Origin of the sequence: Edaphobacter modestus, assembly GCF_004217555.1 — a bacterium.
In the GTDB taxonomy this organism is placed as follows: domain Bacteria; phylum Acidobacteriota; class Terriglobia; order Terriglobales; family Acidobacteriaceae; genus Edaphobacter; species Edaphobacter modestus.
Genome location: NZ_SHKW01000001.1, coordinates 2,292,462 through 2,317,111, shown reverse-complemented (window position 1 = coordinate 2,317,111; position 24,650 = coordinate 2,292,462). Strand labels below are relative to the sequence as shown.

The 24,650-nt window shown below is 57.0% G+C and carries 19 protein-coding genes; 6 read left to right on the top strand and 13 right to left on the bottom strand.

Features of this window, described 5'->3' with window-relative positions; all coding sequences use genetic code 11:
• Positions 1–26: 26 nt before the first annotated feature.
• The 5 genes from BDD14_RS09715 to BDD14_RS09695 form a co-directional block, all read right to left on the bottom strand.
• Complete coding sequence (locus BDD14_RS09715) at positions 27–2,180, bottom strand: M1 family metallopeptidase (RefSeq protein WP_130418631.1); 2,154 nt, start codon at positions 2,178–2,180, stop codon at positions 27–29.
• Between the two features lie 60 nt (positions 2,181–2,240).
• Positions 2,241–2,912 (bottom strand): class I SAM-dependent methyltransferase, encoded by a 672-nt coding sequence (locus BDD14_RS09710; protein WP_130418630.1) that lies wholly within the window; start codon positions 2,910–2,912, stop codon positions 2,241–2,243.
• On the bottom strand, positions 2,909–3,754 hold the full coding sequence (locus BDD14_RS09705) for a hypothetical protein (RefSeq protein ID WP_130418629.1): 846 nt from the start codon (positions 3,752–3,754) through the stop codon (positions 2,909–2,911). Before BDD14_RS09705 ends, BDD14_RS09710 begins: the two co-directional genes overlap by 4 nt.
• A gap of 35 nt (positions 3,755–3,789) precedes the next feature.
• Positions 3,790–5,628, bottom strand: a complete 1,839-nt coding sequence (locus BDD14_RS09700; protein WP_242617852.1) for a glycoside hydrolase family 57 protein — start codon at positions 5,626–5,628, stop codon at positions 3,790–3,792.
• 174 nt (positions 5,629–5,802) lie between these two features.
• Positions 5,803–6,948 (bottom strand): BON domain-containing protein, encoded by a 1,146-nt coding sequence (locus BDD14_RS09695; RefSeq protein WP_130418627.1) that lies wholly within the window; start codon positions 6,946–6,948, stop codon positions 5,803–5,805.
• A 406-nt stretch (positions 6,949–7,354) separates the two neighbouring features.
• Here BDD14_RS09695 and BDD14_RS09690 point away from each other — a divergent pair, with 406 nt between their 5' ends.
• The gene (locus BDD14_RS09690) at positions 7,355–7,750 is read left to right on the top strand and encodes a YtxH domain-containing protein (RefSeq protein ID WP_130418626.1); all 396 of its coding nucleotides are present in this window, start codon (positions 7,355–7,357) and stop codon (positions 7,748–7,750) included.
• Positions 7,751–7,845: 95 nt separating this feature from the next.
• The gene (locus BDD14_RS09685) at positions 7,846–8,460 is read left to right on the top strand and encodes a hypothetical protein (protein WP_130418625.1); all 615 of its coding nucleotides are present in this window, start codon (positions 7,846–7,848) and stop codon (positions 8,458–8,460) included.
• A 63-nt stretch (positions 8,461–8,523) separates the two neighbouring features.
• Here BDD14_RS09685 and mnmA read toward each other — a convergent pair whose 3' ends face one another.
• The 4 genes from mnmA to BDD14_RS09665 all read right to left on the bottom strand — a co-directional run bounded on the left by mnmA (position 8,524) and on the right by BDD14_RS09665 (position 11,454).
• The gene (gene mnmA / locus BDD14_RS09680; RefSeq protein ID WP_130418624.1) at positions 8,524–9,648 is read right to left on the bottom strand and encodes a tRNA 2-thiouridine(34) synthase MnmA; all 1,125 of its coding nucleotides are present in this window, start codon (positions 9,646–9,648) and stop codon (positions 8,524–8,526) included.
• 357 nt (positions 9,649–10,005) lie between these two features.
• Positions 10,006–10,527, bottom strand: coding sequence for a DinB family protein (locus tag BDD14_RS09675; protein WP_130418623.1), 522 nt, complete (start codon positions 10,525–10,527; stop codon positions 10,006–10,008).
• Positions 10,528–10,624: 97 nt separating this feature from the next.
• Positions 10,625–11,080 (bottom strand): SRPBCC family protein, encoded by a 456-nt coding sequence (locus BDD14_RS09670; protein ID WP_130418622.1) that lies wholly within the window; start codon positions 11,078–11,080, stop codon positions 10,625–10,627.
• The gene (locus tag BDD14_RS09665; RefSeq protein ID WP_130418621.1) at positions 11,077–11,454 is read right to left on the bottom strand and encodes an ArsR/SmtB family transcription factor; all 378 of its coding nucleotides are present in this window, start codon (positions 11,452–11,454) and stop codon (positions 11,077–11,079) included. Before BDD14_RS09665 ends, BDD14_RS09670 begins: the two co-directional genes overlap by 4 nt.
• A 409-nt stretch (positions 11,455–11,863) precedes the next feature.
• Here BDD14_RS09665 and BDD14_RS09660 point away from each other — a divergent pair, with 409 nt between their 5' ends.
• The 3 genes from BDD14_RS09660 to BDD14_RS09650 all read left to right on the top strand — a co-directional run bounded on the left by BDD14_RS09660 (position 11,864) and on the right by BDD14_RS09650 (position 14,110).
• Positions 11,864–12,340 carry a VOC family protein gene (locus BDD14_RS09660; protein ID WP_130418620.1) on the top strand — a complete coding sequence of 159 codons (477 nt, stop codon included), beginning with the start codon at positions 11,864–11,866 and terminating at the stop codon, positions 12,338–12,340.
• Between the two features lie 54 nt (positions 12,341–12,394).
• Positions 12,395–12,784 carry a VOC family protein gene (locus BDD14_RS09655; RefSeq protein ID WP_130418619.1) on the top strand — a complete coding sequence of 130 codons (390 nt, stop codon included), beginning with the start codon at positions 12,395–12,397 and terminating at the stop codon, positions 12,782–12,784.
• A 333-nt stretch (positions 12,785–13,117) separates the two neighbouring features.
• Positions 13,118–14,110: an aldo/keto reductase gene (locus tag BDD14_RS09650; RefSeq protein WP_130418618.1), complete on the top strand. Its 993-nt coding sequence runs from the start codon at positions 13,118–13,120 to the stop codon at positions 14,108–14,110.
• A gap of 66 nt (positions 14,111–14,176) precedes the next feature.
• Here the strand turns inward: BDD14_RS09650 and BDD14_RS09645 are convergent, their stop codons facing one another.
• Genes BDD14_RS09645 through BDD14_RS09630 form a run of 4 tightly spaced genes read right to left on the bottom strand, consistent with a single transcriptional unit; the run spans position 14,177 to position 20,595 of the window.
• Positions 14,177–16,021, bottom strand: a complete 1,845-nt coding sequence (locus BDD14_RS09645) for an amidohydrolase family protein (RefSeq protein WP_130418617.1) — start codon at positions 16,019–16,021, stop codon at positions 14,177–14,179.
• Between the two features lie 31 nt (positions 16,022–16,052).
• Complete coding sequence (locus BDD14_RS09640) at positions 16,053–17,588, bottom strand: N-acyl-D-amino-acid deacylase family protein (RefSeq protein ID WP_130418616.1); 1,536 nt, start codon at positions 17,586–17,588, stop codon at positions 16,053–16,055.
• Between the two features lie 12 nt (positions 17,589–17,600).
• On the bottom strand, positions 17,601–19,697 hold the full coding sequence (locus BDD14_RS09635; RefSeq protein ID WP_242617851.1) for a S9 family peptidase: 2,097 nt from the start codon (positions 19,695–19,697) through the stop codon (positions 17,601–17,603).
• A 19-nt stretch (positions 19,698–19,716) separates the two neighbouring features.
• Positions 19,717–20,595, bottom strand: a complete 879-nt coding sequence (locus tag BDD14_RS09630) for a MurR/RpiR family transcriptional regulator (protein WP_165420008.1) — start codon at positions 20,593–20,595, stop codon at positions 19,717–19,719.
• 307 nt (positions 20,596–20,902) lie between these two features.
• On the opposite strand from BDD14_RS09630, the gene BDD14_RS09625 reads away from it, so the two are divergent.
• Positions 20,903–24,580: a TonB-dependent receptor gene (locus BDD14_RS09625; protein WP_130418614.1), complete on the top strand. Its 3,678-nt coding sequence runs from the start codon at positions 20,903–20,905 to the stop codon at positions 24,578–24,580.
• Positions 24,581–24,650: the final 70 nt, after the last annotated feature.

The window sequence follows — 24,650 nt, the reverse complement described above, 5'->3', positions numbered from 1 at the left end:
TGCGATTTCCTTCCGTTGCATTCGACTCAGACGATCCACGCTGCGAGTTGTGCCGCCATCTGCTGCAAGACCTCCCAGATCGCAGTCAGCTTGTGTGAAGGCACCTTGTCGATGCGATCCGTGATGCTGTTGTTGAACAGGTCGCGATCGAGCGGGACGAGGTGATCCGGGTCAAGCTCGACCGAAACGATCTTCGCGTTGCGTGTATAGGTAAAGCGCGTCCATCGATCCGTGCCGTCCCAGGATTCGCGCACGCGGCTTCCGTCGTCGAACACGACCTCAGCCGTGACGGGCAGGATGAAGTCGCCTCTGCGTCTCAGGACAACGGTGGAAAGATATTGGGTTCTGATTGAGCCTCGCGGCCTCGGCTCCCACCAGCGCACCGGCTCCGACCAGAAGTCATCGACCGCGTAGTCAAGAACTTCCGTGCCATAGACCGCCTGATTGATGAACGGACGCAGACTGGTTGGCGCATACGTCGGCTCGGAGGAGGCCGGAGGCAAGGGGATGCACGGGGCGGCGCTGGTCGGGCCTTGTACAAACGGGCTGAGATGTGTAAACGGAGTCGTGGGGACGAGTTGATTTGCGCTTGAGGCAGAAGGTTCGTTAGGGGAACAGGCGAGCCCGGAGGCTGGAGAAGCAGCTTCGCCACGGGATAACGTCGTAGCCTTGCCGCGAGCGACTGCCACCTGCTCGATGGTGCGCAGAAAGTCTTCCGTCGTCGGATGCTTGAAGCGATAGCGTTCAAAGTAGATACGCATCGCTTCGTCCATCGTTTCCTTGCCGATGATTCCTTCCAGGGTCATCAATAGTGTGGACGATTTTCCATAGGTGACAGCACCGTACGACTGCTCGCTGCGGAACTTCCAGCCGAAGCGGGTGACGGGGTCGAGATCGGGAGCCGAAAGGTACGAGATGCGTTGTAGCGAGCCGTCGCCGAGATTCGCATAGCGCTGACGTATGGCTGATGTCCCGCCACCGAGAAGCGCGGCCAATACCTTAACCTCGGTATAAGAATTGATACCCTCGTCGAGCCAGGGTTCCTCGAACTCATTAGTGGCAACCATTCCATACCAGTACTGGTGACCGAACTCATGTTCGACGGTGATCTCGGCATCTTCGAGGATGCCCGTCCATGAACCATCGCCGGTGACGAGCGTTGGATACTCCATGCCCTGCATCTCCGATCCAGGCTCCGGGTCGACCACGGTGAGGACCTTGTAAGGATAAGGGCCATAGCGGCGTTCATACTCGGCGAGAGAGCCGCGTGCGATGTCGAGATAGCGCTGCGCGATGTGCGGGTGGGCGGCAAGAGCCAGCACGTGAATCTGCACCGGACCCAGCGAAGAAAGATAGATCGCGTCGGTGACGACGAAGTGTGGGCTGGCCGCGAAGGCAAAGTCGTGAATGTCCTCGCCATAAAAACTCAACGTCTTCGTCCCGTCGGAGTTCGGCTGATTTCCAGTAGGGACTCCGCTGGCACCTACCGTATACCGACGTGGAACCGTCAGGCGGACATTGAAGGTTCCGAAGTCGGAGAAGAATTCAGTGGTCGCGTGGTACTGGTGGCAGTTCCACGCGCCGTGCCAGAAGACGCCCACCTTGGGGAACCACTGTCCACCCATCATGAAGTCCCGCTTGTATCCGTTGCGCGCCACGGAGAGCGGAAACTTATCGTGAAAGGTGAGATGGAAGGTAACGGATTCGTTCGGAGCGAGCGGACGCGGAAGCACGATCTCGGCGACCGTGTGGTCCTGCAGGTTGCCGTCGTCAGGTGCCGTGAAGTGAAGCGTTGCCGTCAGATCGCCGTAGCCGTCTGCGTCGACGTGCGAGACGGTAATGCCGCCGATCTTTTCTGCGGGATAGGTATCCTCCACCGAAGCGCGGACACCGCCGCCCGCGCGAGTCTCGGCCGTGAAAGTTGACTCCGGACGAAAAGCATTGAGATAGAGGTGAAAGGGAAAGGTGGTAAGGGGCTGGCCGGTCAGATTGCGGTAGGTCAGGGTCTCGGTTGCATCGAGTGTCTTTTTATCGGTGTCCAGCCGCGCATCGATCGTGTAGTCCACCACACGTTCTGAAAGCGGTCGGCCATTTGGAGAGTTCGTCGCGATCGCAGGCTGGGCGCGCAGCATCGGGGCAGCGAACAGCAAAAGAGTGGCGGCGAAGATCGGTCGCGGCATAGGCAGGAATTCTGAATGCTTTCAATAGGATGCGAAAAGACGTCCGAGGGTGGCGCGCCTTCATTCCTTTTGCGCTTGTGCCTCCAGGAAGAGATCGGCTCCCTGCCATAGTTCAGTCGTGAGCACTCCCGAAAGAAACAGTTTCCTCTCCAGACACCTGAACCGGGTCGAGAGGCACGATGTGTGATCCGGAAGCCTGGTGATGCACAGCCCCGTAATCACACGAAATGCGAGGTAAAGGGCGCGAACCAGTATCTTCGCGGGAAGCCTCATCAAGCCGGCAGGAATACGAAAGTCGGAGACCAGCCAGAGGGCAGAGGGCTCAAGCTCCGGGCCGATTCGCCTCAGAAGTTCGTCAATCTCAGGCTCAGTGAAGCAGTCGAAAAAGAAATGGGTTACAACCAGGTCATAGCCCGTCCCGGCAGGCGGAGTAAAACTCAGCGCATCAGTGAGGACCGTATGAAGCCGATCGCCATAAGGCGTGCAGCGTTGACGCAGAAGGTTGAGCATCGTTGCACTGCAATCCACCGCAGTAACGTGAAGATTGGAATTCTCCGCCAGCAGCTGTGCAAGAAATCGCCCGTCACCGTCGCCGAGAATGAGCGCGTTGCGTGCTGTAAGCAGCCGAGGCAGAAAGTGCAGCCGCGTCTGCTCAAGCATGCGACCCATCGTGAGATATTCGAGCAGGCGATAGCGCTTCGCAATGCGGTCGAAACCTGGCTTACTGCTCATAGAAAAGGGATCGCAAGCAATGGAGTTAGCAGCGCCAGGTCAGCTGCGGCGCGTAGCTCCAGCGCTGCAAATTTGTGGCTGCGAAGATGCAGCATAAGCAGCAAGAGAGTCGAGAGCATGACGCTGACGTAGAGCAGACGCGGTGCGTGGCGATCCGATACAGCTAGAAGGCCGCTCGCGACCGCTACTCCAACAGCGAGTACGGGAAGATAACGCAGCGCCACGGCCGTGATCGGATGAGGGGTCTGTCCGTTCGGCAACGGGTGCTCCCACGCATAGATGAACAGGCAATTGAGACTGCAGACCGCGGCCAGCAGCAGTGCTGGCGGCAGGAGCACGAGGCGAAGCTCAGGCACGCGGGCCACCGTCGGGATGAACGTTGCAGCGGCAAAGCAGACCCCGACGGCAATCTCCTTGGGAAGCCGATGCGCACTGCGAGTGGCATGGATAATCACGAAATATCCGAAGACCAGTCCGCCGAGAATGAGATAAAGACGAATAGCCGTCTCGGGAATCCGAGGTAGCAGAACCGCCAGCACAACCGATGCAATCGCGATCCCCGCCATGAAGCCGGACCGGTGCTCCTGATGGAAGTAATGACGGGCTTCCAGCGCATCGTGGCCGGGTGACTGCGCATCCAGAAGCCGGTCAGCGGCGTAGAGCGTCCAGACTGCCGCTCCCATCGCCACCAGAGAAGACATCTGGAGCGGAACCCGGTTTGCTCGAGCGATGAACCAGGTCCACAGAGTGGCGACTACAGGCGCGTCCAGCGAGAGAAGGTGCCACAGAATCAGGGGAGGCTTTGTGCTGTCGGACACATCCTTGTTTGTTCTACCGGACACTGTTTTATTTTAGGGTCCGGCCGGGAAGCAGGGGTTCAGGCGACGGGTTCTGTCCGTTCCAGCGGATGAAGGCCATCAGCCGGTATGTGTGGCCTGGTGGTCTCTGGCGGGCGCTGATGGTTCTCCTCTTTGGCACCCGCAGCCCACAATCCGGGATCGATGTCGGGAAAGACGCTATCCCGGCGCTCGATCTCTTCGAGGCGGGTCTCCTGGGCCAGCGCCAGCTCTCCGGAATCCTCGAAGGTCTTCCAGAAGCTCTTCACTTCGTTGAACTGATCGTTGTGCGAGGTAAACCGGGCTTCCGCATAGTCACGTGCCGCGCCTGTTGTTACCAGGAACTGCCAGTCGGAGGATTCCAATAAAAGGAGCTCGCGGCACAACTGACGGGCAATTCTAGCGCCGAGTTCCGAGCTGCGCCAAAGGTCGCTACTCGCGATCTCGCGGGTGAACATCTCCGCCGGGTAGATGTGGGTGTAGGTCCAGGTTGTCTCCGGGTTCAGCCATACTTCGTTCCCGCCCCCCGCCCCCCATGAACCTCCAGGAAGAGCAATGAAACCCGCTCGCGGATAGCGATCGAGGTATTCAGAGCAGGAGGTCATCTCGATGCCCGTGTCGTAGTCGTGCAGCGTACGAGCAATCGCTTCCAGCCACATCCCACCTTCAAACCACCAGTGACCGAAGAGCTCGGCATCGAAAGGAGCGCAGAGAATCGGCGGGATAGGATCGTTGAATCCCGACTTCAGTGCCTCGTACACAAGATGAACGAAGTGCGAAGCATGCGACTTTACTCGTTCCGAGGCTTCCTTCGGATAATAGGGCTGCTTGTCACCGAGGTCCACGCGCGGTCCGGTCACGCGCCAGTATCGATGTCCGCCAGGCCAGCGCTTCTTGTGAAAGTCCAGGTAGACACCGTCTCCCGGATAACCGGAGTCGCCTGACCAGACCTGGATGCCGGTGCGGGGATCGCGGGGAAAGATCGTCGTAGCGTAGCGCTTATCGTAGGGTCCGTCGACATAGTAGGGCTGGTACAGCGACCGGTGGCTGCTATGGGTCATGGCTATCATCTGCTCGTCGGTAGGAACCGCGCCGTTGAGAAGCTCATAGGGGGAAGGCACGCGCTGTCCTCGCTCCACCAGGTGAGTATCGACAAAAAAGAACTCGATATCGCTCTCCGAGAGAGCCTGTTCGACGCCGATGCGGTCGAAACCAGCAGGCGCGGGAGAACCGTCGGCGAAACCCACGGGATAGTTCCAGAACCCGGCGGGCCGGTACCCGCACTCCGGAGCCCAGATGCCACGAGGATGGCGGCCCATGTGACGGGTATGGGTGTTCACCGCTGTCCTAATCTGGGCGCGGACACTCTCATCGGTTCCAAGCAGCGGCAAATAGCCGTGGGTCGCGCCGCATGTGATCACCTCGATAAGACCGATATCGTTGAAGTGACGAAATCTGGCGATGATATTGCCTTTGAGATCGTGGAAGTCGTCGAGAGCCTGCTGGAAGAATCGATACCAGAATCGCGCCATCTCGGCCAGATGGCCGTCGCCGGACTGGATAAAAAATGCCTCGTCTTCCCGGGCTGCGACGATCTTTCGAGTGAGGTACTTCGGAAACTCGGCGATAAAGACCGGATGGCACAGCTGCTCGAGCAGAATCGGCGAAAGATTCAGGTTGCACTGAAAGCGGATTCCGTCTCGCTCCAGATTGCTCAGTACGCGCAGCAGCGGCAGATAGGTCTCTGCGGCCGCTTCGTGGAGCCACTCCATGCCATGAGGCCAGGTCCCATGATTGACGACATAGGGCAGGTGCGCGTGCAGGGTAAACGTCAGGTAGCCCTGTGTACGCTTCGAGGATTGCTTCAAAACCTGCGTCACAACAGATACCTCGCGTCGTTCGGAAAGGCTGGTGGAGTTGGCCCGTTCGCTCGGGTTTCGGCAGCTCGAACAGATCCGAGTCTCCATCAGGAGCGAGACCAGGGAGTAAAAAGAGCGGGCCTGATCCTCGAGGCCCGCTCACTAAACGCTAAGATGCTGAAATTTCGGTTATGGTTACTGCTGCGGTTGATCCGTTGGTGGAGGTTCGGACGAATTGATCGGACGCCGGCGCTGGCCTCCGGTGTGCGTGCTGAGGGTGTCCGATGTGGGGACCCGAATGGACAGTGTATTGGTCAAGGAAAAGTTCACCAGGCTCTCAGAGGGAATCTGTACCTGTTCGCCGCGAGTGACGGTATTGGCCCCCGCGCCTACTCCAGCTCCTGCCACAGAGCCGATAGCCGCTCCCTTACCGCCTCCGGCGAGGGCTCCAATAATGGCTCCAAGGGCGGCTCCGCCTCCTACCTTAGCTACGGTATTCTTACCGCGGCCTTTGCCCTGCACGGTATAGGGTTGCGTCGACACCGCCAGCGAATCGCCGTGGCGATTGACGCTGACCAGTTCAACCGTAAGCAGGGAGTTGCCCTTGTAGTGGGCGGCTTCCTGTACCGCCGAAACGCGGCCGGTTACACCTGTGCCCTGCCGGATGGCAACCAGGCCATCCGCCATGACATCGGTGGCCACGGTGCCGGAGAAGCTCTGGCCCTGCTGCGTACTGGCGCTGTCAAGCGTCTGCGTAATGCGGATCGGGATCGTGGTTCCCGACGGGATGGTGACAGTCTTAAACTCCGGAGGAGGTGGCGTTACGGGAACGGGTGCCGGAGCGGGTGCCGGATCTGGTGGTGGCGGTGGAGGTACCGTCTGCGCCACTTCAGGCCGCTCAATCGGAGCAGGACCCGTCTTCCGCTTCTCCACGGGCTTGGGCAGAGCCTTCTTCGCTTTTGGCTCAGGTTGTGGTGCAGGGGTCTCAGGGGGAGGCGGTGCTGCCGCCACCGGAGCAGCTGTCTGGACCGACAAATTGTTCACCACGGTCTTGATACCGGCTACCTGGGCGACATCCGCTGCGGCAAGCGAACGGGCGGCTTCGCTGCTGACGTTTCCATTGAGGGTGACAACGCCATTCTGGACCCCTGCCTGAATCGACTCGGACGCAAGCGCACCATCTGACGACAGGCGGCTTTGCACCGCGGTCGACAGGCTGGCGTCGTCCTGGACTGGAGCGGCAGCAGTGTTGCTCTTGCATCCGGCGAGGCCGAGGCCCAGGGATACAACCGTTATGGCGGCGAAGTTGCGTACGGAAAAACTAATATCGTGAATGTTCATCAGGTCTATCACTTTCGTCTAAAGGGACGCTCTGCTAGTGAAAACTCTAAACCAACCAGTAAGACTCGCGCGGATTGACATAAAAAGCGATGAGAAATTCCGGCGACTCTTCCAACGTACTTTGCTCGAATAGCTTGCTCTCTATAGGACTCCTCAGGACGGAAGCGGACAGCTTAAACTCGGCGAAATCCTGCTGCGCGCAACCCGAATGACACGGGAGGGCATCCACACCTAAGATGTTGACCGTCGGCGAAGAAGCTTCCTGAACGGCAGCTCCGATTTCTGAGCCAACCTGGGCGGTATGCCCTAACGTGTTCGAGGATTTGGGGATATTGTTATAAAACAGAAGTTCAAGATGGCTTCCGCATCCGGACAAAGAGATTGAAAGAGAAGAGGAGAGAGGCAAATGTCTGATATCGACAACGGCGCAAGTGGATTAGGTTGGTTTCTCGCAGGTCTTGGCCTTGGGGCCCTGGTAGGCGTTCTCTATGCACCGAAGTCCGGCAGAGAGACGCGTGAGGAGCTTCTGGCGAGTGCGATGGATGCCAAGGAGCGAGCAGGGGAGTACGCCCAAGAGGGCCGCGAGCGCGTCTCGCAGATGACGGAGCAGGGCAAGCAGCAGGTGAATGAATACGTCGACCGTGGCAAGGAGTATTATGAGCGCGGTCGGACGCAGTGGTCCGAGTATGTCGAGAAGGGCAAGGGGCTTGTCCAGGATCAGCAGAGCAAGGTAGCGGCGGCGATCGATGCCGGGAAACAGGCATACGTCTCCTCCACCGAGGAGCCTTCCTCTTCGTCGTAAGGAAACGGTCTCAGGGATCCAGCCTGGCTTAGGGCTGGACCCTTTTCGCTCGCTGGAGATGGTGTTCCGCGGGCTCTAATTCTATGAGAGGCTCCATGATGATCTTTGGGATGTGGCTGCAAGATCCGGGCTCAATCTCGTCGGGAAACTCACGGCTGCTGATGTTCTTTGTAGCGATGGTCGCCGTGGCCATGGTGGCACAGGCCGTGGTTGTGGTTGTTGCTGCTCTTGGCGCGGCGAAGGCGGGAAAACGGCTGTTGGTCATTGCCGAAGAGGTACGGGCGAAGGCCCTCCCGGTCATCGACAGCGCGCAGGGCCTGGCGCAGGACCTCCAGCCCAAGATCAGGGTGTTGGCGGAGAACCTGGTCGAAACCAGTCACGTGGTACGTGCCAAGGCGGTGGAGTTCGATTCCACTATTTCTGAGGTCAACAGCCGGGCGCGGGCGCAGACCGTTCGGGTGGACTCGATGGTCACCTCGGTACTGGACACCACAGAAAGTCTCGCATCGACGATCCAGAATAGTGTCAAGACGCCGGTACGGGAGTTTCAAGGTCTGATGAACGGACTCAAGGCTGGAATCGATGTCCTGGTTGGGCGACGGCGAAATCACAACAATTACCCGGCTCCTCCGGAGACGGACGGGAATCCGGTGGTAAGTCCATTTTCCTCCGGGGCGAAACGTTTTCGGGAAGAGGATCCTGGTCTCTGAGTTGCGTTCTTTCTGAGGTGCAGCAGTTGCTGCCTGCGCCGTTTGGAAGCACGCGCAGTCCTGTTAGAGAATCCAGCCGCCGCCGACGACATCATCTTCCTGATAGAACACTGTGGCTTGACCAGGGGTGATGGCGCGCTGCGGCTCGTCGAAGACGACTCGCACCCGATCGTCGCCTGCGCCGAGGAGTGTTGCCGGAGCGGGCGTGTGGCGATGACGAATCTTCGCTGTGATGCGAATCTCTTCGCCTTCCGTCATGCTGGCGATGGAGATCCAGTTGAGGCGATTGGCGGTGAGGTCACGCGAGAGCAGGTCTTCGTCCGCGCCGACCGTGACCCGATGCGAGTCCGGGTGGATGGCGAGGACGTAGAGGGGATTGGGCGAGCTGATCCCAAGTCCCTTGCGCTGGCCGACGGTGAAGCTGTGGATTCCCTGATGGTGGCCGATGACCTCGCCCGAGGTGGTGACGAGCTCGCCGGAGAGATCGGGCATGGGCTCGTTCTGCTCGTCGAGGTAGGCCTTCAGAAAGGTGCTGTAGTCTCCGCCAGGAATGAAGCAGATCTCCTGCGAGTCGGGCTTCTGCGCGACGTAGAGGCCGGAGTCCTGAGCGATCTGGCGGACGGCGGGCTTCTGCATCTCGCCGAGAGGAAAGAGGGTGCGCGAGAGCTGCTCCTGAGTGAGACCGAACAGGAAGTACGTTTGGTCTTTCGTGTGATCGGCGGGGCGCGAGAGGATCCAGCGGTTGCGCTCGGGGTCGAAGCGGTTGCGCGCGTAGTGGCCGGTGGCAATGCGATCCGCTCCGATCTGACGGGCGGTCAGCAGGAGCTGATCGAACTTGAGATGGTTGTTGCAGAGGGTGCAGGGAATGGGCGTGCGTCCGGCGAGATACTCGCTGACGAAGGGCTTCACGACGTCAGCTTCGAAGCGCTCCTGCTGGTTGACGACGTAGTAGGGGATTCCGAGCTGCTCGGCCACGGCACGCGCGTCGTAGACATCATCGAGGGAACAGCAGCGTCCCTGAACACTCTCGGGCATGCCCTCGTGACCGGCGAGACGGCGCTGGTTCCAGAGCTGGAGGGTGAGGCCGACGAGCGAGTGTCCCTCGGAGCGCAGGATGGCCGCGACCGTGGAGGAGTCGACTCCTCCGGACATGGCGACTGCGATCGTGTTGTTGGGCTCGTCCGGCATGATGCTCCAGTTCTATTCTCTCAGGCTTTGGGCGGAGGGGTCCCCCCCTTATCTATACGGGATAACTTGTTTTATTTGTGGTACTTGAGCGATTGCTGGGTCTCTAAAATATTGATTTTAGAGGGTTTAGGTACTAAAATATTGTTTCTAAAGGAGATGCCTCAGCCGTTGGCTGAGGCATCGCTTTCTTTTCTTCTCACTTTCAAGTATAGAGGAGGAACAGGGTTGAATCGGCAGTTATCTTCCTTTTGTTTTGTGCAAGTTACAGGTTTTCTCGCTTGACAGGATTTTTTGCGGTTGCCCGATTCTCCGGAGTTCGTCTTCCGGGATCCGGTCAGGATGAATGGGGCACCGGGGTTACGCCGGCTGAGGTTCCGGCTGGAGTACTGAACGCTCGTCGGCGCTAGGGCCCCAGCTTGATGGCACAGGAATGTCGAGCAGGCGCAGGTAGACGCAGAACTGGCCGCGGTGCTGGTACCAGTGGTTGAGCATAATATTGCGCAGGAAGGCGACGCGCGGCATGGCTGCGATCTCCTGATCGCCGGCGACGATGCGCCAGGTTGCATTCATGGCGGCGTCATCGAAGCCCGGCAGGACCTCGCGCACGGTGGCGATGCTCTGGTCGAAGGCGTCGAGGACCTCCTGCACGGTTGCAGGTTGAGGGAAGAATTGGAAGTCTGGCGGCGGGATCTGGTCCTTCTGAGCCCCCTGGACGACTCCACCGGGCACCAGGGCGAGGTGGTATGCCAGTTGCCCGGCGGTCATGGACCTGGGGTGAGGCTTCCAGGTGAGCTTGTCTTCGGGAAGGCGCTCGAGGAACTTTCGCGTGACAGGAGCCTGAGCTTCAAATTCTGAGAGTAAGTATTGTGCGATGAGCATGGGGGTTCTCCTTTCTGGTTTGTGCCTTGAAGAACGATTCCGGTCGGAATGACAGTTGACTGGATTGTGATGCAAGCGCTGCTTCTGCGCAGTGCTGCTATTTGCGCGCGGCCTCGGCTTGTCTGCGAACGCGTTCGTGCATGGAGGTCCAGCCTTTGTTCATCCCTGCCTTGTGCTCCTCGGCGACGAAGCCCAGCGCGGTGTGCCGGAAGGTGATCAAGGTTCCACCATTGGCTTCCGTCAACCGATATTGCACGTTGGAGAGTAAGGGGAACGAGGCGAACAAGGGCCCGACGAACTCAAGCAGGGTGGGCCGCACGATGGCTTTGACGTTGGCCCAGAAGTGCCCATTGCCATCGCCGAGGTCGCGGTACCACCTTCCACCGGGCCACGGTTCGATCTGCATGTTGAGCGATTTGCCATCCGATGTTTCGTTGCCCGGTCCCAGTTGCTCGAGCAGCGCGGCAAAGGTTACATCCAGGGGCGCCTGGACGTGGATCTCCTGGTTGATCGTAAGGGACAGGTCTTCGAGGGTCTGTTCGGTAGCAATCATCGTTTCTCCTTAAGGGTTAGGGCTAGGGAATTCGAATCTGTTGAGCTTTTGCGGACCATCGCTTCTGCGCGTTCCTTCACTCGATTCAACTGGTGCTGCCAGTAACGCTCGAAGGTTCCGGCCCACTCATGCAGCGGCCGGATTGCTTCGGCGTTGGTTCGGTACAGCTTCTGGCGCCCATGGCAGCGCATCCGAACCAGCCCCACGTCGCGCAGCACGCGCAGGTGCTTGGAGACGGAAGGCTGCTCGAGGCCGAGGGCCGCCACGATGTCTCCGACAGGCCGCTCGGCTACGGCGAGATAACTCAATATCTCCCGCCGGCGGGGCTCGGCGACCGCGTTGAATGCGTCCGAAGTCGTGGTCGCTCTAGCCATGACGGAACATTACATACCCATATGGGAATATGTCAAGTCAGCGTGTTTTTTGTCTGGCCGCCGCACATGGCTGAGTCAATTCTTTCGTGCGTACTTCGGCAACCTGTTCCGGGGTCGTGGGGCCATAGTCACCCTGTTTCAAATGATTCAGAACCTCAAGAGTCCTCGCCTTGACGTCCTCGTCCGTTGGCTCGCCTGCAACTTGCCCGTGTGCGATGCCCACCATTCGGAATTAGCCAAAAGTTGGGTATGCAAATATCCTCCACGCCTAACGGCGGGCGGCGGCGCAACCGCGGTTCGATCAGGATGTGGTCGGTTCGAGCCGAGGGGAGTAAAGTGCCGATAGCCGACTATCCTGGCATGATCGGTAAAGGCTACGTCGATTTTCGAGCACAAGGAGCACACGAACATGAAGCCAAAGAATACGATCTGCCTCTGGTTCGACAAGGACGCGCATGAGGCGGCGCGCTTCTACTCCGTCACCTTTCCGGATAGTAAAGTTACCGCTGTTCACGAGGCTCCTGGTGACTATCCGGGCGGCAAGAAGGGCGATGTGCTGACGGTGGAGTTCACCGTTCTGGGCATTCCCTGTCTCGGTCTCAACGGCGGCCCGACGTTCAGGCACACCGAGGCCTTTTCCTTCCAGATAGCGACGGAGGATCAGGAAGAGACGGATCGGTACTGGAACGCGATCGTCGGCAATGGCGGCACGGAGAGCCAGTGCGGTTGGTGCAAGGACCGCTGGGGCCTCTCCTGGCAGATTACCCCGCGCGCGCTGACCGATGCGCTGGCGGCTGGTGGCGGTGAGGCAAAGCGTGCCTTCGAGGCGATGATGACGATGGCGAAGATCGACGTCGCCGCTATCGAGGCAGCGTGGCGAGGCTGACGTGAACGCGCTGACACGTCCTTCTTATAAGAATTATCCGCAGAGGGGTACCCGATGAAGCGCACGTGGACGATCCTGGGGGTAGGCGACGTGCCGGCCAGCTTGAGATGGTATCAGGCGCTGTTCGGTCAGCCGGGTACCCTTCCTGTCCATGATTACTTTGGGCAAATCCTCGATTCAGATGGAACTGTCTTGCTCTGCCTCCACGAGTGGGGCGCCCACGAGCATCCCTCATTACTGAGCCCCGATCATGGGACACCCGGCAACGGGCTCCTGTTGTTCTTCCGTGTCGATGATTTCGACCTGGCGCTGCAAAGGGCACGCTCTCTCGTCACTCGGCTCGAAGAGGAGCCACACGTGAATCCGAACACGCAAACCAAGGAGTTCTCGCTCCGAGATCCGGAAGGATATTACGTTACGATCAGCGCGCTCTCTGCGGCCTGATGAGGCGCTGCAGCTGTCGGGCGCTGGCCGGGGCCTGATGGGGTATTAGGGAACGTATCGCGGAGCTTCGATTCTTCTGATCGTGTCACGGGCGATTCTTTCGTGCGTGCTTGCCGCAGATGGAAGGCATGCACCTGGACACTGGAAAGAGACACTCCGGCGAGACCCAGCATCTTATTCAAGCTATTGTGTTGGAAGATGGGTAGCGCTCATCAGGCGTGCCGATCGGGAGATCTGCTTGAGACCGCGTCACATGCTGTCGTCCATCGCTGGAAAGATGCGCTCTGGATTCGGGACGAGGTGGGTTGGTCCAAACATCAGTTGGGAGAGACAATGCAAAAGCGCAAACTTGGAAACAATCTGGAAGTTTCGGCCCTCGGTCTCGGCTGCATGGGCATGAGCTTCTCGTACGGCGTCGTTCAGGACGAGGCCGAGATGATTTTACTGATGCACAAGGCCGTCGACCTGGGGATTACATTCTTCGACACGGCTGAGGTGTACGGCCCGTTCACGAACGAAGTGCTCGTGGGTAAGGCGCTTTCGCCAATTCGTGACAAGGTCGTTATCGCTACGAAGTTCGGGTTCAACGTGAACCCTGATGGCAGCCCGGGTGGGCAGGGCCTGAACAGCCGTCCCGAGCATATCAAAGAGGTTGCCGAGGCTTCGCTTAAGCGACTGAACATGGATTTTATCGATCTCTTCTATCAGCACCGCGTCGATCCCGATGTGCCGATCGAAGATGTCGCGGGAGCGGTGAAGGACCTGATTCAGGAAGGCAAGGTGAAGCACTTCGGTCTTTCCGAAGCAGGTGTGCAGACGATTCGCCGTGCACATGCGGTCCAACCCGTGACCGCTCTGCAAAGCGAATACTCGCTGTGGTGGCGAAAGCCTGAAGCTGAGGTTATTCCGACCCTCGAGGAGCTTGGCATCGGCCTGGTTCCGTTCAGCCCACTGGGCAGGGGGTTCCTTACGGGCAAGATGGACGAGAATACACAATTTGGCAAAGGGGATTTCCGCAGTACTCTGCCTCGCTTCACGCCGGAAGCGATGAAGGCGAACAAGGCTTTTGTCGATCTGCTGGGCACCATTGCAAAGCAAAAGAACGCGACACCGGCTCAGATTGCTCTTGCGTGGCTGCTGGCGCAGAAGCCGTGGATCGTTCCCATTCCGGGGACGACCAAGTTGTCGCGTCTTGAGGAAAACATCGGGGGCGTTGCCATCGAACTCACAGCTGACGATCTGCGTGGAATTGACGAAGCTGCATCGAAGATTCCGGGGGAGGGTGCGCGCTATCCAGAGCACCTGGAGAAGATGACGGACCGCTAGCTATCCGATCGAGGGGCACCTTGCTGGAGTTTAATATGGACGGTCCCACGCACTCAATAAGGGTAGTTAGTACAGCTTTAGGTTATCCAGGTTCAACCACTTGTCATTACCCTGAGCTGCTGCCAACTCGAAGTGTAGCCCGGTGATTCTACGAAGCGGCAATTGTGTTTTAGTGTCGGTCGAATGAAACGCAGAAAAGGGGATTCGTACCGTACGCCATTTGGCATCGCCGGTAAATGAAGCTGCGTACCAAGTCGAACGCCGCATTCCGTAACTCTCAAGAAGAACTCTATAGCTGCCACTGCCCCGAGCCTGGAACCTGATTCCTTTGAACGCTGAAATATCCGCCAATTCAACTCCCCCTTTTGTAAGTGGGATGACAAGATCGGCAAATGGGGAAGGCTTCGGACTCATTCTGGCCAGGATAGAGAGATCGTGAGCATCTTTACCGAAGCTGCGGGTAAAGAGTATCTGAGAGTGGTCGACGCCAGTGTCGGTGCTATTGACCAGCATCGTATCGAGATTTGTGCGGCTATCCGTGCGCTCGGCGTCGTCGATGAGAGCCGGTATGGGATGTGCCGGTAATGGGGTCATTTCAGGTGACTGAATTGCAGCTTCGAGTGACCGTAGATCTAATTGCTTGCCACTGAGAAATACCGCCTCGGTGTTTTCGATGTCTCCAATGCTCCGGTCAGGCAAGCCCTTCACGAGAAGGAGATCGGCTATCTTGCCTGGTTCTATGGTTCCGCGCTCGCCTTCGCCGACCAGCTGAGCACTTGTGCCTGTGGCAGCGGTGATCGCTTGTAGAGGCGTGAGACCAGAGGCGACAAGGAGTTCCATTTCATGGAGGGTAGACCATCCGTGATACGTTCCAGCAACACCGGCATCGGTTCCTACTCCGATTGGAATGCCGGCCTGCGAAAGGCGCTGAACATTCTCTTGCAGGAGATGCCATCGACGCATCGCGGGCGAATCGGGCGATGGAGGTTCCTGTCGTTCAGAGGCGCGCGACAAGTATTGACGATCACCTGGCGAAAGAAGTGCAGTGAGATGCGGCGCTGGTGTTCGGTTTCCTGCAGGTTCATAGGTGGCTAATGTAGAGACGTAACCGGTACCACTTGTCTTGAGGAGTGAAATGAGCTCGTCGTCGACAGGGGCATCTCCCACGCCGTGCGCGAGGACATCTACGCCCGCTCTGGCTGCGATCTTAGCTCCCGCCAGCGTGACGGTATGGGTGAAAACTTTTAGTCCTGCGCTGTGAGCATCGTGAACAATTGCAGAGAGCGTTTCGAGATTCATCGAGGTCAGATCGTTGCCTCTACCGTAACGCCATCCATCGGTAAAGACCTTGATGACATCGGGTTTATAGGGGAGGATTCTTTTCATGGCCGCGTGAGCCTCTGCAGGAGTGCTTACCATCTGGGTGAAAAAATCTCCCCAACCGAATTCGGTTCCATGTCCCTGAGGCGTACCCAGGCGAATCGCAAAGTTTACTTTTGGTCCCGGCAGCACGCCGGTATTCTGCAATGACCGCAGAGGTGCAAGCATCTCGCCGTAGACGCTGTAATCATTGACGCTTGTAACGCCGCACAGGAGATACATCTTGAGGCTTTTGCCGAAGTCGTCTGGAGCATTCGTTGCGGAGGAGTTCAGGTGCGTGTGCAGGTCAAACAAACCCGGAAGCAGAGTCTGCCCTGTAGCGTCGATGACATGGGCGTCCGCGGGTATCTCAGCGTGATCCGAGACGGAGACGATTCGGTTGTCACGGATGACGACGGTCTCGACACGAGCGGGTGCTCCAGTACCATCGACGACTCGAGCGCCAGTGATGACGGTGACAGTTTGAGCCTGCCCTGCCAGTGCCGGAGCAACGGCAAACAGGAGCATGATGCGAAGAGAAGGCAAAAGCATGAAAGCCCTTTCGAGATTACGCGCCGTTCTCTTAATGTTTGAGAGTTCTGCCAGCCAACGTTTTTGTCAGAGAGCCGTTGTCGATTGCGAGTTGACCGTTGACCGAGAGATAGCGAACGCCGGTCGCCAGAACTTCCGGATGCTCGTAGGTTGCGCGTTCCTTGAACGTCTTCGGATCGAAGACCAAAACGTCTGCAAAATAGCCAGGTTTCAACAGCCCGCGGTCTTTCAGGCCCAGAGTTTTGGCGGGCAGCGACGTACTGGAGCGAACGGCAAACTCAAGGGAGATGACGTGTCTGGTATTGACGTACTCATGCATTTTGCGAGGAAATGTGCCGTATTTGCGTGGATGCCCTTCGGAGCCATCGGAACAGGTCATCAACCAGGGCTGGCGCATGAACGCTTCGATGTCGGCCTCTTTCATGTTGAAGGAGGCGACATCCGAACCCCCTGCCTCAATGATCTCGATTGCGGCATCTACCGGTGATTCATGTCGTTGCTGCGCGATCGTGGCCAGATTCTTACCGACGATGCTTTGATCCCGTGAAGACGTCATCAGGAGTGAATCAGGTCCTCCACGACGTTCCAGGTTTCGGTTCATCTCACTGACAAGTCGAGTGTGCAGACTCGGATCTCGCAGATTCTTGAGCAATGCACCCCCGGCTTCCGCCCATCGGGGTACCAGCGCCGCTGTCACGCTGGTGCCAGATGCAGTGTAGGGATACTGGCTGGCGGTGATGTTCACTCCATCCTTCCGGGCACTTTCGATCAATGCAATCACATCAGCGCTCTTTCCCCAGACGTCCGCACCGAGAGCCTTAATGTGCGAGATCATGACCGGGAGGTGCGCTTCCTGTCCAATACGAATCGTCTCGCGGACAGAGCCTAAAAGGCCGATGGAGTACGAGCTTTCGTCGCGCATGTGGGTGTCGTAGATACCGCCGTACTGTCCGGCGATCTGCGCAAGCTGGATCACTTCTTCCGTACTGGAGTAGCTGCCGGGCGCATAGTAAAGACCTGTCGAGATCCCGAGGGCTCCTTCCTGCATTGCTTTCGCGACAAGGGCCTTCATACGATCCATTTGAAGAGGCGTCGGCTTTTCGTCCGACATGTTCATGACCTCGCGTCGAATGGTTCCCTGGCCAATAAAAAGCGCGGCGTTGGTACCTATCCCTTGATGATTCCATTTTTCGAGAGTAGCGCCGATTGCCGTGGGGCTGTCTCCATCATTCCCAGTCGCAACGGTGGTTACACCCTGCATGAGATAAGGAGCATTGCGGCTCCGGTTGGGATCGGAGAGATCACCGGCAGTGTGAGTGTGTGGATCGATAAAGCCCGGGCTGACTACAAGGCCAGACGCATCGATGACTCGTTTCGCTTTCTTTCCTGTACTCGGACCGATGAAGGCAATGCGATCCCCTGCAATGCCGATATCTGCTTTAATCGCAGGTGAACCTGACCCATCGATCAAGGAGCCTCCACGAATAATAAGGTCGAGATTCTGCGCAGTAGCTTGCAAAGACAGTGCAGTGAATCCCAAAAAGACGAAGCTCAGGGTCGATCTCAATGCTGCGACTCCTTATTTTGACTGAGTGGTTGAGAGCAGGTGGTGCTGGAAGAATTCGGCCTCTGCCTTGTACGCTTCCAACCAGTGACGATGCAGCAAGAAGCCGTGAATCTCATCGGGAAACACTAACTGCTCGAATTCGACCCGCTGCTTTTGCAGCGCTTTGGCGAGGGAGACCGTTTGCGAGAAGGGGACGTTACGATCATCGTCGCCCTGGATGAGCAGAACAGGAGAATGCCAACTAGACATGTAAGCCATTGGCGACGACTCCCAGGCAGTCTTCAGTCTCTGCGCGTCCACTTCAGGGTCGTGAGACGAATGCCAGCTTGCAGGAATCTGCCACTGATGAACGCCGTGCATATCGACACCTGCTGCGAAGACGTCGGAAGCGCGCGCAAGTGCGAGGGCAGTAAGAAAGCCGCCATAGCTGCCACCCCACACGCCGATACGTGCAGGGTCGATGTCGGGCCTGCTCCGCAGATACCGGCCCGCGCCAACGATGTCATTGAACTCGCTGGCTCCGTCTCTTCCGTAGTGGAGGGCCTCTCGAAAATCGAGACCATATCCGATTCCACTTCGATAATTCACGGAGAGGACGATGTAACCGCGGCTAGCCAGATACTGATTCATCGCATAAGCGTTTGAGTAGTAGCCCATGGTCTGAAAGCCAAGCAGCATCTGCCTGCGTGAGCCACCGTGAAAAAATACCAAAGCCGGATGACGCTTTCCGTCCCTTGCGTTTGAGGGAAGAAACAGTTGTCCGTGAATCTGAAGTCCATCGGCAGCAGAAAAGAGCACCTGTTCCGGTTTGACGAAGTTGGCTCCGGGATAGTCGGCCGGAATAAGCTGTGGAGCGAGATCCTGAAGGTTTCCCTGCGGGTCCACAAGAGCAGGACGAAGGGGAGTGTGTTCGTCGGAGCGCAGGACGGCGAGGTTGTGCCCGGCGGCGATTGGAGAGACCTCGATACCACTGCCTTTTGTGAGCTGTTTTGGCTTTCCTCCTGACGTGGAGACAGACCAAATGTGGCGCCGGTCAATATCCTGCTCGTTCGATGCGTAGAGAAGATTCTTGGGGTCCTGAAAACCAACGTCCTCTACTTCGAAGTTGCCGGGAGTAAGTAGTTCTGCTTTGCCACCTGATGACAAGATGGAGTAGAGATGCAGCCAGCCGTCTCCCTCCCATGGAAAGATCAGATGATTGTCTTCGCTCCAAAAGAGTTGCGTGCCGTGCAATTCGCGGAATGCACTTCCTCGACCTTCGCTTGCTTTCCACACTGGATGGCCTGCACCTGTGGTGGCATTGGCTATGCAGATCAACCATGGAGATGCTGTACGCCGGTTTGCCGGTGAAGGTTGAGGTTCGCCGGGCTGGCGTATAAAAGCTACTTGCTGGCTATCCGGAGACCAGGTGGGTGCGTCATCCTTTGCCGTAGACGGATCGAGATAGACGAGAGTCTGCGTGCGAAGATCGTAGACGCCAACAAATGCATGATCGCCGCGATCGCTGACGAAGGCCAGTGCGTGGCCGTCAGGAGCCCAAGTCAACTCGGAGATATCGCCGCGGGTATGAAGCAAAGGTGCAGTTTTGGCTGCATCCGTAGTCAGCCCGACAGACCATATCTGGTCGCGATCGATATAGGCGACCAGATCGCTTACAGGTGAGATGACAGGATCGTATCCTTCACCCAACTTGCGCGGTTCTCCTCCGGCAGCGGCGATGAGCAAGATATCCTGCGATACGCCTGCAGTTTCGAGAGCGGGGTTTGGATTCGATTTGCCGGGAAATTCGGAGTCTCCTCCACGAACATAGACAAGGTTTTCTGCATTTGGGGTCCAGGCGATCTGGTAGATCTCTTGGCCATCGTCCTGATTGTAGGAAGTGAGCTGCTTCGATTGATATCTGCCATCAGCGTTTTGCTCTGCAATCCAGAGGTTTCGCTTGCCTCTTTCGTTTTCTGCCCAGGCAAAACGATTGAGACGCGGACTTGCAGTCAGATCAGAGGCGAACGGAGCGCTGAGCGCCTGTTCCAGCGTAAAGTTTCCGGTTTGTGCCACCAGACTTGCGGGTGATACGAGAGTCATCGTGACCAACACCTTATGCACCGTCATCGTTCTTCCTTTTCGCAGATCAAGACTCTGTTTGATACCACCTGTAACCATGCTTCTGTTCCTGGTCTGCCTCTTTGAGACGGTCGACAATCTCTTTGCGTCGTAGGCTGCCAACGGCTGCAGTGATCAAGTCAATTAATGTGAGGGGTGCGACATAACTTGCAGCGAACGACAAGCTATGGACGGGAACGATCACGAGTTCGTTGGAGAAACGGGCTAAGGGAGACAGTGAAGAATCGGTGATGCCGACACAATAGGCGCCGTTCTTCTTTGCCTTCTCAGCACCTTCGATCGTCATGCGAAGGCCGCGGCGAAAGCTGATCGCAATAACGATGTCCCCCTCACCACTGGAACGCGCGAGGTGCGTGGTACGTCCCGGGGCTACCGCTGCAAACACGGGCAAACCGGCGATGGTCAGGTGATATTCCATGTAGCTGACGAGCGAAGAGGCCATATCTCCTCCGAACAGAAAGATCCGCTTTGCTTCATGGATTCTTGTCGCGATACTCAGAACCTGCTGCAGATCGAGATGATCCTGAATGTATGCCATGTTCTGCAGAAGTTGTTTTCTCGCGCTCTTCAAGAATTTTGGCGGCTGCATCTCGTTTCTGACAGCCTGCATACTGTCCAGGATCGTTGCGCTGGTGACCGATAGATCGTGAAGATAGTGCTGGAAATCCTTATAGCCTTTAAATCCCAGAGCCTGCACGATGCGAATAATCGTCGCCTGTCCGGTGGCAAGACGATGTGCCATGTCTCTCACGTTCAGTAGAACGAATTCCCGCGGATTCTCTAAAACCGGCCGGATGACTTCCATGCGCTTCTCGCTCAAATGTTCCAGGAGGTGAGGTGGCGCAGATGGAGCGGGCGGATTCTTCGGTTCTTTTCTGGTCGGCATAGGAAAAGTCATTCCTGTTGGAGTAGAGCTGGGTAATTCCAAAAGTCAACGAGTGGGCAAGGGTGCTAGAAACCCTTCTGCACGTGCTTAGCGTAAGTCAAGGCCACTCTATGAATTGATGTCTTGACACAAAGGTGAAAGTGGGGATAAGGTTACAACAATTTCCGGGAACATTTGTACCGCATGAAATAAAAATTCCATTTCCTGTTGCGAATTCGCGACCGGGAATCCGGCGAAGTTCCAGTTTTTAGAGAACTAGTCCCGCAAGAAGCCAAATACAACTCAATTTTGTAACCGTGGGAGGCCCATGTCTTATAAGAGGTTTTTGCTCTGTTGTCTCTCTGTCGCTTTCGTTCCGTCGTTCGCGCTCGCACAGGGCACAACCAGCCGAATCGCGGGCATTGTTACGGATTCGACAGGAGCCGTTATCTCCGGGGTTAGTGTTACCGCGACCAACGAAGGAACGCACGTCAGCTATGTCACAAAAAGCTCTTCCTCCGGCTCCTATGCATTTGACAGCCTGCAGATCGGAAGCTATGCGGTCCGCGCCGAGCTGGCTGGTTTCAAGCAGTTTGTATCTACCGGGAACGTTCTTTCTATCGGTCTTCCAACCAGCGTCAATATCGCGATGCAGATCGGCGGGACGGATCAAACGGTGGAAGTGAACGGAGGCTATGACCTCGTACAGACACAATCTTCCGGCAACTTCGGCGGCACGATCGATAACGAAACCCTCACGCAGCTGCCCATTGTTGGCACGAGTGGACGCAACCCGATCTCACTTACGACGTTTATTCCAGGCGTCGTTGTCAGCGGTTCTTATGCGTCTGGAGGGCAGGTCAGTGTCAATGGGTCGCGGGATCGTGCATGGAATTATGTACTCGATGGCATCGACGCCAATGAGAGCAGCTCTGGAGGAGGGAATTCCTCACCAGCACACCTCAACCCCGACATGCTCTCCGAATTTCGCGTGCTGACCTCGAACTTCACGGCTGAGTACGGACGCAATACCGGCGGCCAGGTGCTGATGGTCACGAAATCGGGAACGAATCAGTACCATGGAAATCTTTTCGAGTTTTACCAGTCGCCGTTCCTTCGCGCGAACTCGCCGGTCAACAAATCCTTAGGCCAGCCGCGCTCCCAGTTTGTGCAGAACATGCCGGGTGGATCGCTCGGCGGCCCGATCTTCAAAAACAAGACCTTCTTCTTCGTCAATATCGAGCTGCTGCACGCGTACACGGGAACATCCGTCAATCGCATTGTTTATACAGCCGCCGCCCGCGCTGGAAATATCCGCTATGCGAATGCAGCGGGAGCCCGCAATCAGCCCTATGGAACAGCAGGAGCATCGGTTGACGCTAACGGCAATCCCATCGTGCCTGTCAGCACCTACAATATCGCTGCTAATGACCCCTTCCATGTGGGTCTTGATCCAAGCGTTCAGAGCTTCATCGGGCTCACCCCACTGCCGAATAACTTCGCAGTCGGCGATGGTCTGAACACTGCGGGTTACAGCTTCGTCGCTCCGGCGAATGACAGGCAGGTGGACGAGACCATAAAGATCGACCACATCTTTTCCGATCGAAATGCCATCTTTGGACGCTGGTACTCGGGCCACCAGAACACCTACGCCGATTCGTTGAATGGAGGTCTCCAGACATTTCCCGGTGCGCCTGCGCAGGTCAATACCTTTCGTCAGCCTCGCAATCTTGCCATCAACTGGCGTCTGAATCCGACGGCCAATACCACCAACGAGGTTGTAGTTGGCATGAATCGCTTTGGCTATGCCTTTGTGAATCCCGCGCTTGGCGAGGGGGCGGCAACCACACCGTATAACTTCAATAACTCAGTTTATCTTCCACGTAACAGCTACATCTCGAACAATCGTTATCTGACGACCTACCAGCTTGTCGATAACTACACGTGGGTAAAGGGTGCGCACATCTTCAAGGGCGGCATCAACTTCCGTTACGGCCGCGAGATCGACAATCGCGGGTCCATCGGATCGGTGAATGTGACCCCACAGGTCTCCTTCAGCACCACTAACAATCCTGTCGATATAGCGAACTACAACGTTCCGACCACAGGCATTAACACGACGTTCGATCAGCCTACCTTGACCAGTGCCGTCAACGATCTGCTGGGGCGAGTTGGGAGCGTAACCGCTGGGTATGTGTCCAACTCTGCTTCGACGGCATTCGATCCGGCGGGAACGATAAATATCATGGATAGCCGATGGCCCGAGTATGACTTCTACATACAGGACTCGTGGAAGATTCTGCCGAATCTCGTTCTCGATTATGGCCTGCGTCTCGACGCGCGCATGGCTCCTCGCTTCCGCGGCTTTCCGCTTCTTGTTCCAAACCAGAATGTGCTTCTGGGCGCGCAGATCAATGGACCGCTCACCTTCGTACCTGGCAAGGAATACAACGACGATTGGAACAACTTTGGTCCATCGGTTGGGTTTGCCTGGGATCCTTATCGCAATGGCAAGACCTCCCTTCGCGGCAACTTCCGTGTTGGCTACGACCGCATCAACTCCTTCTCGTTTACTTCGTCCGTGTTCCAGGGAATGCCTGGCCTGACTTACCAGGCGAACGATACTACAAGTGGGCAGGACAATTTCGCTGCGGGGAGGATGGGGGTTCGTGCGCAGAGCTGGGCTCCACCGGTTCCCGGCACAACACCGACAGCTCTTCGCACACCGCCGCCCTTCAGTGCAAACTCTGTCACAGTTGCTGATCCCAACATGCGCACCCCGAAGGTCTACATGTGGGGACTCAGCGTTCAACAAGAGATGGCTAAGGATGTCGTTTTCACCCTTACGTACATAGGTAATCATGGTATCGGCCTCTATGGCGGCTATGACTCCAACCAGGTAAATTACCGGGCAAACGGTTTCCTCGACGCATTCAATACGGTGAAGAGCGGACAGGATAGTTCACTCATGACGAGGATCATCTCTGGTGACAGTCGTCGTAAGGCCGGGGAGACGGGAGCGGCATTCCTTCAGCGTAATTACGCGTCTTATCTCACTCTCAACAATGTAGCCGGACTTGCACAGGTGCTCGGTCAACGCATTCAGGGTGATGGAAATTCTCTCGTCGTCGACTCCGGTCTTCCCGCGAACTTTTTCAAGCCTTATTCCCAGTACCTGGGAGCAGTGAATGTGCTGACTACGAAGGATTATTCAAACTACAACGGACTGCAGGCCCAGATTGAGAAGCGCTTCTCCGATGGGTTCCTTATGACCGTCAGCTACACCTTCTCCAAAGCGCTCGATTTGCGCTCCTATGATCCGGCGTTTACTACGGTTGCTCAGGGCAGTACTCTCAGCTCTACAGGAACGCCATTCGACTTCAATAATCCCCGCCTCAACTATGCCCCTGCAGATTTTGATAATACGCAGGTCGTAACCGGCTATTGGTCCTATCGGCTTCCCTTCGGTCGCGGGAAGAAGATCGGTAATCAGTGGAATCGTACGCTCGACCTCATGGCAGGCGGATGGGAGATATCTGGCAATGGAAACTGGTATTCAGGCCGACCCATTACGTTCTTCGCCGGATCCAATACCTACGGTTCCGCTGTAGGGACCCCGGCTTCCTGCATTACTCCAGGTGCGTGCAGCCCGAAGATGGGCAAGATGCACGTCGAGTCGGGGCAATCGTTTTACTTCACTGCAGCACAGAAGGCCCTTCTCGTCACTCCGGCAGCCGGTGAGTTTTCAAACCTTGGTCGTAATTATTTCCGCCAGCCAGGCGTCTGGAACGTCGATGCCACGGTTTCCAAGGAATTTCGCATTACGGATAGTCAATTGGTTCAGGCTCGACTTGAAATGCAGAATGCTGCCAATGTAACCACCTACGACACGTTCGGCAGCGAACTTATTACAAGCTCTGTTTTCACCCGCCGCAATGCGGGTGTTGACGGTGTCGTGAACAATAGCCCGCGTCGCATGCAGCTTGCGGTCAAATACATCTTCTAAGGATGCACGGAAAGCAGAATCGCCGTACATAACGGCGGTTCTGGCCTTTTGCACGCGAATCCGTACTGTC